12 protein-coding genes are annotated in these 11,455 nt (G+C 39.5%); 7 read left to right on the top strand and 5 right to left on the bottom strand.

All coding sequences use genetic code 11. The features are described 5' to 3' along the window. Positions 1–202 precede the first annotated feature (202 nt). The 5 genes from B371_RS0105125 to B371_RS0105105 all read right to left on the bottom strand — a co-directional run bounded on the left by B371_RS0105125 (position 203) and on the right by B371_RS0105105 (position 3,666). The gene (locus B371_RS0105125; protein WP_019413232.1) at positions 203–841 is read right to left on the bottom strand and encodes a response regulator transcription factor; all 639 of its coding nucleotides are present in this window, start codon (positions 839–841) and stop codon (positions 203–205) included. Next, positions 816–1,877, bottom strand: coding sequence for a sensor histidine kinase (locus B371_RS0105120; RefSeq protein WP_019413231.1), 1,062 nt, complete (start codon positions 1,875–1,877; stop codon positions 816–818). Before B371_RS0105120 ends, B371_RS0105125 begins: the two co-directional genes overlap by 26 nt. Further along, positions 1,874–2,578, bottom strand: coding sequence for a cell wall-active antibiotics response protein LiaF (gene liaF, locus B371_RS0105115; protein ID WP_019413230.1), 705 nt, complete (start codon positions 2,576–2,578; stop codon positions 1,874–1,876). Before liaF ends, B371_RS0105120 begins: the two co-directional genes overlap by 4 nt. An 80-nt stretch (positions 2,579–2,658) precedes the next feature. After that, entirely contained in the window at positions 2,659–3,297 is a 639-nt protein-coding gene (locus B371_RS0105110; protein ID WP_019413229.1) for a PspA/IM30 family protein, read from the bottom strand. 12 nt (positions 3,298–3,309) lie between these two features. Beyond that, positions 3,310–3,666, bottom strand: coding sequence for a hypothetical protein (locus B371_RS0105105; RefSeq protein WP_019413228.1), 357 nt, complete (start codon positions 3,664–3,666; stop codon positions 3,310–3,312). Between the two features lie 192 nt (positions 3,667–3,858). Here B371_RS0105105 and B371_RS0105100 point away from each other — a divergent pair, with 192 nt between their 5' ends. The 7 genes from B371_RS0105100 to B371_RS0105070 all read left to right on the top strand — a co-directional run bounded on the left by B371_RS0105100 (position 3,859) and on the right by B371_RS0105070 (position 11,186). Beyond that, positions 3,859–5,013 (top strand): thiolase family protein, encoded by a 1,155-nt coding sequence (locus tag B371_RS0105100; RefSeq protein ID WP_019413227.1) that lies wholly within the window; start codon positions 3,859–3,861, stop codon positions 5,011–5,013. 12 nt (positions 5,014–5,025) lie between these two features. After that, the gene (locus tag B371_RS0105095) at positions 5,026–5,796 is read left to right on the top strand and encodes a 3-hydroxyacyl-CoA dehydrogenase (protein ID WP_019413226.1); all 771 of its coding nucleotides are present in this window, start codon (positions 5,026–5,028) and stop codon (positions 5,794–5,796) included. 12 nt (positions 5,797–5,808) lie between these two features. Continuing rightward, positions 5,809–6,957: an acyl-CoA dehydrogenase family protein gene (locus tag B371_RS0105090; protein WP_019413225.1), complete on the top strand. Its 1,149-nt coding sequence runs from the start codon at positions 5,809–5,811 to the stop codon at positions 6,955–6,957. Between the two features lie 348 nt (positions 6,958–7,305). Next, positions 7,306–8,595 carry a DUF4139 domain-containing protein gene (locus B371_RS0105085; RefSeq protein WP_019413224.1) on the top strand — a complete coding sequence of 430 codons (1,290 nt, stop codon included), beginning with the start codon at positions 7,306–7,308 and terminating at the stop codon, positions 8,593–8,595. A 3-nt stretch (positions 8,596–8,598) separates the two neighbouring features. Next, entirely contained in the window at positions 8,599–9,708 is a 1,110-nt protein-coding gene (locus tag B371_RS0105080; RefSeq protein WP_019413223.1) for a metallophosphoesterase, read from the top strand. Positions 9,709–9,737: 29 nt separating this feature from the next. Then, the gene (locus tag B371_RS0105075; RefSeq protein WP_019413222.1) at positions 9,738–10,349 is read left to right on the top strand and encodes a DedA family protein; all 612 of its coding nucleotides are present in this window, start codon (positions 9,738–9,740) and stop codon (positions 10,347–10,349) included. Between the two features lie 9 nt (positions 10,350–10,358). Then, a complete protein-coding gene (locus B371_RS0105070) occupies positions 10,359–11,186 on the top strand; it encodes an undecaprenyl-diphosphate phosphatase (RefSeq protein WP_019413221.1) in 828 nt (275 codons plus the stop codon). Positions 11,187–11,455: the final 269 nt, after the last annotated feature.

Here is an 11,455-nt window from a genome sequence, read left to right as displayed (position 1 = left end):
AGAGCCAAGCGTGGCCACGCTTGGCTCTTTTCTTCAGGTCTTGCATTCGAAATCGCCCCGTAAACTGAAGGGGGCTACTGCATGAATATCCTTTTCAACTAAAGCTAATCACCACTATGTACTTTAGTGATTAGCATTTTGGTTAGAGATCCCTTATTTTCTTTAAACAATCACAACGCCTCAATAAAAAAGGGTGGTTGTTTTAATTTTTAGGTACGAGTCCTTGTTGGAAGGCGTAGACGACTGCTTGTGTGCGATCTTGTACATCAAGTTTTGATAATATATTACTAACATGTGTTTTGACTGTTTTCAAAGCTATGAACAGTTCATTTGCAATATCAAGGTTGCTGTGGCCTTTAGCCATGAGCAATAAGATTTCGTGTTCGCGATCGGTCAAGTCTTCGTGAAGAGGGCGATCATTTCCTTGGCGCATACGTTTCATCATTTTGTTAGTGACTTCTGGTTCTAAGACAGTTTGACCGTCTAAAGTCTCACGAATTGCAGTGGCAATTTGTTTGGCTTTAGATGTTTTTAAAACGTAACTGACAGCACCGGCCTCGAGTGCAGGATATACTTTGTCATCGTCTAAAAAACTTGTCACTATCATGATTTTTGCTTGTGGCCACTGTGTAATAATTTCTTTTGTGGCTTCAGCACCATTCATAATGGGCATGACCATATCCATTAACACAATATCGGGACGGAGAGAGAGGACTAAATCCACTGCATCTTTCCCATTTACAGCTTCTCCGATTACTTCCATGTCTTCTTGCGCTTGTAAATAAGCTGACACGCCTATTCGGACCATTTCATGATCATCCACGAGTACGATTCGTATCATTTACGTCTACCTCTTTCTCAACAGGTACTTTTATTTCTACAATGGTCCCTTGTGATGGAACGGAAACAATTTTACTCGTGCCTCCCATTTCAATCGCTCTTTCCTGAATATGATGCAAGCCATAAGAACCTACATTACCATCATCTTTCAAAAAGCCAACACCGTTATCTTGAATCCGGAATATTGCAAGTCCATCCCGCTCAATAAATAAAATGTCTACTTCACTAGCATTTGCGTGGCGCAGTGTATTAGATAAGGTTTCTTGTGCAATACGAAATAAGTGATCTTCAGTTCCTTTTGAAAGGGATATATCTTCTAGCCGGAAGCGAATGGTAAAGTGAACTTTTTGTTGCAACTCAATTAACAACTCCTCGAGACCTTGTGCTAATGTCTTGTTGTGGAGTGCTGCTGGCCGTAAGTGAAGTAGTAAAGCTCGCATTTCAAGTTGAGCTTGTTGTACGATTCTTTCTGCTTGTGCCAATGTTTTCGGTACTTCCTGATTATCACTTTCTTGTTTTTCCGTCATGGCTGATAGCAACATCGAAGCTGCAAATAATTGCTGAGACACGGAGTCGTGAAGTTCCCGTGCTAATCGCTGACGTTCTTGTATAATGCGTTCTTGAATACGTTTATCTTCGCCTTCAGCACGTTCATCTGACATTCTTTGTAAACTTTTCTTTTGCGTCGTAATTATGCGTGTCACTTCGCTAAGTGATTTTTTCAATTTCAAGGAAACCAAAGGTACTGACAGATTATTATCATGTTGTTTGTCGGCATCAATAGTGGCTTGTAAATAGATTCCTATAGCACGCTCTCTTTTTCTTGCCACTTGTGTTATCGAAAAGGCAATGCCCATACTAAGTCCAATTAGCAATATTGTTAACCAAATTGCAATGGGTAAATCCGCTTCTTTGATCGTCCAAAGAGGTAGCCAAGTCTCGTATGATGGCCAACCTAAAAGGTAAGTTATTAATGAACCTATTAAAGTAGCAAGAAGTAAAAATAATATGAAAGTCCTTCCTATAAACCTGCTCATTTACGAATCACCTCAACATCCCCAAGCCAGGTAGATACTGCGATGATAAGTTCTGAAGATGCGCTACCATGAGCTTCGGTATAACCATTTTGAAGAACAATCGATTGATTCCATAACCGTTTTTTACTAGGACTAAATAGTTTAGCATCACCGAAGAAAGTAGTGTAATGAATTCGAACTGGAATTTCATACGGAACAGCAATTTGGATTTTCCCAATACCTTGTCGAACTGATATTAGAGAAGTACCTTTTGGCAATACAGTTTGTGTCGCATCAATGTTTATGTTCCCATAAAAGCCTTGTACATGAATGTCTTGCCACTCGTATGCTTGAAAAGGTGTGCTTTGGGTTGAAAAGAGTTTATTTTGAATGATAGTGTTAGGTGTTTCTATTTCATCAGGGAGAAAAGGTTCAATGACTTGTTGTGTTTCATCGCCTTTCCAAAGACGAAATAAAATATAGACAATGGTAACAACAATTAATAAACGTAAACTCCACATGGAGATCAGAGAAATTCCTAAAAAAACAATACCGCTCCAGAAAAAGAAGCGACTTTTTCTGCGGACACTTACATAAATTAACCCGATACCAAAAAGAAAGAATAAAACACTTCCGTTATGAAAGAACATTACCTCAACAAACACGAGTAGCAATGCGGCTAATAGCCAAAACGTAATCCGATCAGATGGTATTCGTTGCATATCAATTCCTCCTTTGTCGTAGCGGGTTCAAAATTAGGGAAGAGAAGAAGACGAATGTCTTCTCCGCTTTTCCTTATAGTTTACACGGTTTCTTGTTTCTGTGTTTCATTTTTTTCTAGCATTTCTAAACGACGCTCCATAGATGATACATCATGTTGTTTTTCTATATGTTGACCTAGATTTTCGATATACTTTTCCATCTCATCAAAAGTAATTATATGCTTATCAGGATTCTGAGATGATAGCACACGATCTATTTGATGGTGAGCACGCGTGATGTTTTCTTTACCCATTAATTGAAGTTGTCGAACTTTCATATCTTTTACTTTGTGTTTCATTTCTTCATATTTCTGTTCGAGATTAAATAACTCTTCAGTTTTACGAGAGATACTATTTTGTAACACTTCGGCACGGTTTGCATAAGCCGATACCTCAGCTTGCGCAAAAGAAATCAAATCAATTTCGCTTTGTTGATTAGCAAGATCCGCTTGGGTGCTTCGTTTAGCATGCATCTCTTTTGCTTCTTGTAGCTCTTTTTCAAGTTGTACTTTTAATTGAGTTTGACGCTCTATCCATTTACCTGTTTGTTCTGTTTGTTTTTCAGCTTCGCGGATATATTGATTTAGCATAGCAATTGGGTTTTTTTGTTCTTTTCTATCAAATACAGTGTGTAAGTCAGCTTCGAATGCGTACTTAAATCGTTTCCATAATGTTGTCATTTGTGTTTCCTCCTATTTGTTTAGTTCTTGCCATTGTTTTTCGAAATTTGTGAATGGATCTGCAGATGGTGAGTTGGCTTGAGTGGAAATGACAAGCGGCAGTTGTTTCCACTTGCGAACGACATACCATAAACCAACAATCGCAAGAATTCCGAAGAAACCAGGCACGTTTGCAATAGCTGTTAATAACCCTATAATTCCAACGGCTATCCAAAGTATTTTAGTAACAGTAGATCCTCCTTTTAAATAAAAATGCATACCTGCAAAAACCAGTAATGCAGATAGCGCAAGTCCTAGCAGTGATCCTAAGTTGACTAGTGCAACAATCCCTGCAACTATACCAACTACAATTAAGCCGAATTTTTTCATGTGTTTGTCTCTCCTTTCAATTTGTACCTTTATCGTACCAACTTATTAGTAATCCACAAACGGGCTTGGAATGCATTTTTTGCTAAGACCTCAGACTTAGAAGATTCTAAGAAAAGGTAGCAAAACACATAAATGTTAGGTAAACTAAAGGTGAGTGAATATTCATTCAACTTTTATGAAAGAGGTGTAAAGATGAAAGAAGTCGTTATTATAGAAGGAATACGGACGGCAGTTGGACGTAGAAAAGGAAAGCTTGCATATACGAGACCGGATGAATTAGCTGCTACATTGTTAGAAAAATTAATTGATCGCGTAGGGATTGAAAAAGGCGATGTGGAAGATATTATTTTAGGCTGTGTATCGCAAGTGGGTGAACAAGGGGGCAATATAGCTAGAACGGCGGCTCTAATCGCAGGTTTCCCAACTAAAGTTCCTGGGACTACCATTGATCGTCAATGTGGATCAAGTCAACAAGCGCTACACTTTGCCGCACAAGCTATTGCTTCAGGAGATATGGATATTGTAATCGCTGGTGGCGTCGAAAGTATGACACGTGTACCCATGATGTCGAATATGGGGGATGCCAAACCGAGTAAAAAGCTGTTAGACAACTATGAAATCATTAATCAAGGATTATCTGCGGAACGAATTGCAATGAAGTGGGACTTAACTCGTGAAGACTTAGATGCATTTGCTGTGCAAAGTCATGAACGCGCCTTTCAAGCGATTGCTGAAGGGAAATTCCAACAAGAAATTGTGCCAATTGAAGTGACAAAAGAAGATGGTACGACTGAGTTATTTTCAGTAGATGAAGGTCCAAGGGCTGGGACTTCACTGGAAACTCTTGGAGGATTAAAGACGGTATTTGATGAAAACGGTAAAATTACAGCTGGTAATGCAAGTCAAATGAGCGACGGAGCATCAGCGGTTCTCTTGATGTCCCTAGAAAAAGCACAACAACTAGGTTTAAAACCACGTGCCCGAATAATTGCTCGTGTTGTTGTGGGATCTGACCCAACATTAATGCTTACTGGACCTATTGCAGCCACGCAAAAAGTGTTGGAGAAAGCAAACTTAACAATAGAAGATATGGATGTCTATGAAGTAAATGAAGCATTTGCACCAGTTCCACTTGCTTGGTTAAAGGATATAGGAGCTGACCCAACAAAATTAAACCGTAATGGTGGAGCTATTGCACTTGGTCATCCTCTAGGCGCATCAGGTACGAAACTATTTGTTACATTGTTACACGAACTCGAACGAACACAAGGACGCTATGGACTCCTTGCAATTTGTGAAGGAATGGGCATGGCTAACGCAACGATTATTGAGAGAATAACAGAATAGGAGGAAACTAGTATGAAAGCATCTGAAGTAATTGCCATTGTCACAGGTGGAGCATCTGGTCTGGGAGAAGCCACGACTCGAAGTATAGTTGCAAAAGGCGGGAAAGTGGCTATTTTTGACTTGAATGAAACGCGTGGAGAGGCACTGGTAGAAGAACTAGGACAAGATGCAGTGGTTTACTATCAATCTAATGTTACCAATGCTCAACAAGTCGAAGAACATGTGGCTCAAACAGTCCAACATTTTGGCAAAATAAATGTTTTAGTGAGTTGTGCAGGAATTGCAACGCCCGGAAAAGTGGTTTCTCAAAAAGGACCATTAGCACTTGAACGATTTGAACAAGTCATACAAGTGAACTTAATTGGTACGTTTAACGTTTTACGCGTTGCAGCATACGCTATGCTGAAAAATGAACCAAACGACGATGGGGAACGAGGGGTCATCATTAATACCGCATCAGTCGCAGCTTTTGAAGGGCAAATAGGTCAAGTTGCATACAGTGCTTCAAAAGGTGGGGTCGTCGGGATGACTTTGCCGATTGCTCGTGAATTTGCAAGAGATGGAATCCGTGTTATGGCTATTGCTCCTGGACTTATTGAAACACCTCTTTTCGCAGGTTTACCAGAGCCAGCACGGACGGCTCTTGCAAGCTCAGTACCTTTTCCAAATCGCTTAGGAAAACCAAGTGAATACGCCCAATTAGTAGATAGTATTTTAATTAATCCAATGTTAAACGGTGAAGTCATCCGTTTAGATGGTGCAATACGGATGCAACCAAAATAAGGAGGAATTTTGATGGGTAAATATCGCTTTGAAACAGATGAACATGTGATGTTCCGCAAGTCCCTTCGAAAATATCTAGAAAAAGAAGCAGTTCCACAATATGAAAAGTGGGAAGAAGACCGCTTGATACCAAAAACATTTTGGAAAAAGCTTGGAGAAATGGGGTATTTATGTCCTCAAGTCGAGGAGGCTTATGGCGGATTAGAGACTGATTTCCGTTACGCAGTGATTATAGGTGAAGAACTAGAGCGTGTAGGAGCAAGCCTAACAGGTGTTGGACTACACAATGATATCGTGGTTCCATATATCGAAGCGTATGGATCAGATGAACAAAAAGCTCGCTGGTTACCTGGCTGTGTAACTGGAGATCATATAACAGCGATTGCCATGACAGAGCCAGGAGCTGGGTCCGATTTGGCTGCGATACAAACAACTGCAGTGAAAAAAGGTGACCATTATGTTGTCAATGGATCAAAAACCTTTATTACTAATGGGATAAATGGTGACTTGATACTAGTAGTCGTAAAAACAGATACACAAATAGAACCTAAACATCGAGGGATTAGCCTTCTTATGATAGAAGAAGGAATGACTGGATTTACACGTGGCCGTAAATTGAATAAAGTCGGTTTACATGCACAAGATACAGCTGAACTCTTTTTCGAAGATTGCCTTGTACCTGTAAACAACTTAATAGGCGAGGAAGGAAAAGGCTTTACGTATTTAATGGAGAAACTTCAACAAGAGCGTTTAATGGTTGCCATATCAGCACAAACTGCTTCTGAAGATATGGTTGAGATGACGCTAGACTATGTGAAATCTCGTAAGGCATTCGGCAAACCAATTGCTGCGTTCCAAAACACTCAATTCAAACTAGTGGAGATGTCCACTGAAATTGAACTTGGCCACTCTTTCTTGGAATCATTGATTGAAGATCATCTGGATGGAAAGGAAATCGTCTCAAAAGTATCAATGGCTAAATATTGGTTAACTGAGACGGCAAAGAAAATTTCGGGTGAATGCATGCAATTACACGGTGGTTATGGATATATGGAAGAATACAAGATTGCAAGGCGCTACCGCGATATTCCAGTCGCGTCAATCTACGCAGGTAGCAATGAAATCATGAAAGTGATTGTTGCGAAGAGGATGGGATTATAGAAAATGGAGACATCTGAGTTCTTTAGGGTGTTCCGCGAGAGGAATAGCTGGCTGGACTCTTTAACGAAACTACCCCCACGGGTTCAGGCGTAGTCACAAATTGGAGAGCATTTGTGACAACGTCTGTCGCCGTTTATTTTCTGCATTCTTTAGGGTGTTCCGCGAGAGGAATAGCTGGTTGGAGTCTTTAACGAAACTACCACCACGTGTTCAGGCGTAGCCACAAATTGGAGAGCATTTGTGTCTACGTCTGTCGCCGTTTATTTTCTGCTTTTTGAAACCACGTATCAAGATGAGTTATAATACATAACATGATAATACTTTCTAAAAACTGAGGGGGATTTCTCTATGCCAACTATGATGCCTTCTATTTTAACCAAAGACTTAGCGTTGACTGTTTACAATGACGGATTTGCGTTGATACAAGAAGTCCGAACGATTCCTCCACTTTCCGATGATCACCTCATACATTATTTAGACGTACCACAATTAATTGAACCAAATTCTCTACAGGTTAAAGGCTTACAAGTTGCTGAACTTAACTATGAATATGATTTAGTGGATAAATTTAAGTTGCTAGAAAAGTATGTAGGACGTAAAATTAAGCTTGTTGATAAAGAAACGGGTGTAGAAAAGGCATATCGCTTATTAAGTGCGCAAAATGGTTTAGTACTCGAAGATCTTGTGACACACGAAATTGTTCTAGATGCAGAAGGGGAGACCCGATTACCTGATTTACCTGATGGTCTCATTTTAAACCCCACACTTGTATGGCGTATTCGACAACAAACTGCTGAAGATGCTCGCGTGACGTATTTAACACGAGGACTCAGTTGGGATGTAGATTATGTGGCACAAGTTAGGGAAAATGATTTTGATTTGACAGGATGGGTTACGTTAACCAACAACTCAGGCATGACGTATCGAGACGCGAAGCTAAAACTAATGGCTGGAACAGTCCACCGCGTACCAAGACATATTCAAAAAAGTGTGGCTTATATACAAGAAGAAACCTATCAAATAGAACCAGAACATCAAGCATTTGCTGATTATCATTTATACACCATGCCTGAAAAAGTCACTATAAAAGATCATCAACAAAAACAACTTCAACTTCTTTCTGCTTATCAAATAAAATCAAAAATGGTCTATGAAGTAGATTCGTATAGCGATCATCCAAATGTCTATTTTACATTTGAAAATAGTGCGGCCAACGAGTTAGGTATCCCGCTTCCAAAAGGGCGATTCAAACTATACAAAGAAAATGTAATAGATGGTTCGTCAGAGTTTATTGGAGAAGACAATATTTCTCACACGGCTGTTGGTGAAATCGTCCGTATACAATCAGGAGAAGCCTTCGATATTACAGTTGAAAGTGACTTTGTTGCTGAATACAAGAAAGACGGTTTTGAATATGAAGAAGTAGTCTATCAAATACGTAACCAAAAAGAGCAGGCAATTGATCTCGTTATTAACCATAGTACTAGTTACGGTTATTTCGATGTAATCGAGTCAACCCATGAATGGATACGTAAAAACGGGGACATTCGAATCGTTGTAGCGGTGCCAGCAAAATCTGAAGTGGAAGTGGCATTTACAATTCGCTATGACCGTACTCTCGAAGTAAAGGTGAATTAAAAAATGAAAAGAATCACCATTGGTACTTTAATTCTCACAATTTATGCACTAATCGTCTTTTATTTAGGCTATAACACTTTTCAATGGCTTCAAACATGGAACTTGCCAATTCATTTTGTGTTGTTTAGCCTTATTTGGTTCGCCATTTCATTTGGATACATCATTGGCAAAATCAGTCATAAACTAAAACACTTTAGTATGATGGGCTCTTACTGGTTCATCGTCATGCAATATGGAGTGATTTTGTTTCCAATAACAACAATTATTTACTTATTGTTGCCATCTCAGCAAACAATTTTTGTGGTTGGAAACGTAGTAATGGCTATTTTTTTGATTATTTTTATTGCAGGAACATATATGGCATTTTCTCCAGTTGTTCGCCATAAAACAATTTATGTGGACAAAGATTCTGGTTCCCATCGCGAGTTAAAGATTGTAGTCGCTTCTGATTTCCACTTAGGTCTTCTTTCAAACAAAAAGCATTTGCAGCGTTTTGTGGATTTGTCTAATTTAGAGCAGCCTGACGTTGTTCTTCTTGCAGGGGATTTGGTCGATGATGATCCGATTTGGTTTGTCGCAGATGGGATGTCTGAGGTCATGAAGCAGTTGAAATCGACATATGGTGTTTATGGGGTAGTCGGAAATCATGAATATTATGGACGCAAAATTCCTCTTTTGGTCGAAGAAATGAGGAAGGCTGGTGTCCGGATGTTGTTAGATGAAACTATTCTTATCGACAAGGCGTTCTATGTATCAGGAAGAGAAGATGCGACGAATGGAAAGCGCAAGTCTTTGGCGAGTTTAAAGCCGGATAATGAAGAGTTACCTTGGTTTGTGATGGATCATACGCCATTTGATTTAAAGACTCCATCAGAGCTAAAAGTTGATGTGCATGTGTCAGGTCATACGCACCGTGGGCAGATGTGGCCGAATCATTTATTTACGGGTCGCTTGTTTGAACTGGATTATGGATATAAACTTAAAGGGGCAATGCATACTTTTGTTTCTTCAGGATTTGGTTTTTGGGGACCTCCAATTCGGTTAGGTTCGCGTTCGGAGATTTGGTCCATTACTGTAAAGTTTTCTAAGGAAGATATAGATCAAGAAGAGTAAAGTTGTTTGACAGAAGGTGGAGATTGAGTATGGAAAACTGGATTACTGATATCATGGGCCAGTACGGTTACATAGGTATATTTTTACTCATCATGCTTGAAAATATCTTTCCGCCTATTCCATCTGAAGTCATTTTGACGTTTGGTGGCTATATGACGACGCAAACATCCATGACGCCAATAGGTGTTATTTTGATATCGACCGCTGGTTCTGTAGTAGGGGCCATTATCCTTTATGGAATAGGCTTGCAGTTAGACGTGAAACGCTTAGAGAAAATCGTCGATCGCTATGGACGTGTTTTACGTTTAACGAGAAAAGATATTTACAAAGCAGATGCATGGTTTGATAAGTACGGCATTTGGACGGTATTATTTTGTCGCTTAATTCCTTTAATTCGTAGTTTAATTTCGATTCCTGCAGGGATGTCGAATATGAAATTTGGATTATTTTTGTTATTCACGACAGTAGGAACGCTCATTTGGAACACTGCTTTAGTATCGGTTGGAGCAGCAGTTGGAGATAACTGGGAGTCTATTGTTGGCGTCATGGACGTTTATTCAAATATTGCTTACGTTCTTATAGTGCTGGTAGGACTCGCTGCTATTTGGTGGTATATTCAATTCCGAAAAAAAAGAGCATAGGGAGATATTATGGAATTATTTGAGTTGTTTAAGGCGTTAATATTAGGATTCGTGGAAGGGATGACGGAGTTTGCTCCCATTTCTTCTACCGGACATTTGATTATTGTTGATGATATGTGGTTAAAAACATCTGAATTTCTAGGTAAATACTCAGCAAATACCTTTAAAATTGTGATTCAATTAGGATCAATTATGGCGGTTGTAGTGGTTTTTTGGAAACGTTTATTCAGTCTAGTTGGGTTATATCAATTAAAAGAGTCAAAACCAGGTTCACAGTTAAAATTATCACATGTCATCGTTGGATTAATTCCAGCTGGTGTGTTGGGCTTATTGTTTGAAGATTATATTGATGAGCATCTGTTTTCTATTGACACAGTGTTAATTGGATTAGTTATTGGAGCCTTTTTAATGATTGCGGCTGATAAACTCGGACCGAAAGTACCAAAAACGAAAACATTAGACCAGATTACATATAAACAAGCTTTCTCTGTTGGGCTTGTACAATGTTTTTCTTTATGGCCAGGATTTTCACGTTCAGGTGCGACCATTTCAGGTGGTGTACTACTCGGAATGAATCACCGGACAGCTGCTGATTTCACGTTCATCATGGCTGTACCAATTATGTTCGGTGCTAGTTTCTTGTCCCTGTTAAAAAATTGGGAGTATGTTGAACCGGATCATCTATCGTTTTATATCGTTGGATTTGTAAGTGCTTTTGTCTTTGCACTCATTTCTATTAAGTTCTTCTTAAAATTAATTGATCGTGTAAAGCTAACACCATTTGCGATTTATCGATTGGTATTAGCAGCAGTATTATTCTTTATCATTTATATGTAATTCATTCAGTGGCGGTCTCAAATTGAGGCCGTTTTTTTACAAAATAAGAAAGCATATAAATTTAGTGAGCCATGAATCCAGTATTCATGGTGTTTTTAGGAGTAGTTTCTAGTATGATACCGCTGATTTGCGCTCCAGGCGGACGCTTTCCACGGGGCGGGCGGAGAGCCTCGTCAGGCCAACAGGATGTTGGTCACGAAGGCGTTGCCACATGATGTGGCGTCCGTAGCCTTTGTTCCATTACTACTCCACTGCGGGGTCTCACCCAA

Origin of the sequence: Paenisporosarcina sp. TG20 (assembly GCF_000286315.1) — a bacterium.
GTDB lineage: Bacteria > Bacillota > Bacilli > Bacillales_A > Planococcaceae > Paenisporosarcina.
The sequence above is the reverse complement of the archived record's forward strand: the minus strand, read 5'-3'. Positions and strand labels throughout refer to the sequence as shown.

What these genes read in the sequence shown, in the direction of transcription:
- B371_RS0105075 (WP_019413222.1), top strand. Translation starts at nt 9,738, where the DNA reads ATGGAAAACTGGATTACTGATATCATGGGCCAGTACGGTTACATAGGT.
- B371_RS0105070 (WP_019413221.1), top strand. Translation starts at nt 10,359, where the DNA reads ATGGAATTATTTGAGTTGTTTAAGGCGTTAATATTAGGATTCGTGGAA.
- B371_RS0105125 (WP_019413232.1), bottom strand. Translation starts at nt 841, where the DNA reads ATGATACGAATCGTACTCGTGGATGATCATGAAATGGTCCGAATAGGC.
- B371_RS0105120 (WP_019413231.1), bottom strand. Translation starts at nt 1,877, where the DNA reads ATGAGCAGGTTTATAGGAAGGACTTTCATATTATTTTTACTTCTTGCT.
- B371_RS0105090 (WP_019413225.1), top strand. Translation starts at nt 5,809, where the DNA reads ATGGGTAAATATCGCTTTGAAACAGATGAACATGTGATGTTCCGCAAG.
- liaF (WP_019413230.1), bottom strand. Translation starts at nt 2,578, where the DNA reads ATGCAACGAATACCATCTGATCGGATTACGTTTTGGCTATTAGCCGCA.
- B371_RS0105085 (WP_019413224.1), top strand. Translation starts at nt 7,306, where the DNA reads ATGCCAACTATGATGCCTTCTATTTTAACCAAAGACTTAGCGTTGACT.
- B371_RS0105095 (WP_019413226.1), top strand. Translation starts at nt 5,026, where the DNA reads ATGAAAGCATCTGAAGTAATTGCCATTGTCACAGGTGGAGCATCTGGT.
- B371_RS0105100 (WP_019413227.1), top strand. Translation starts at nt 3,859, where the DNA reads ATGAAAGAAGTCGTTATTATAGAAGGAATACGGACGGCAGTTGGACGT.
- B371_RS0105110 (WP_019413229.1), bottom strand. Translation starts at nt 3,297, where the DNA reads ATGACAACATTATGGAAACGATTTAAGTACGCATTCGAAGCTGACTTA.
- B371_RS0105105 (WP_019413228.1), bottom strand. Translation starts at nt 3,666, where the DNA reads ATGAAAAAATTCGGCTTAATTGTAGTTGGTATAGTTGCAGGGATTGTT.
- B371_RS0105080 (WP_019413223.1), top strand. Translation starts at nt 8,599, where the DNA reads ATGAAAAGAATCACCATTGGTACTTTAATTCTCACAATTTATGCACTA.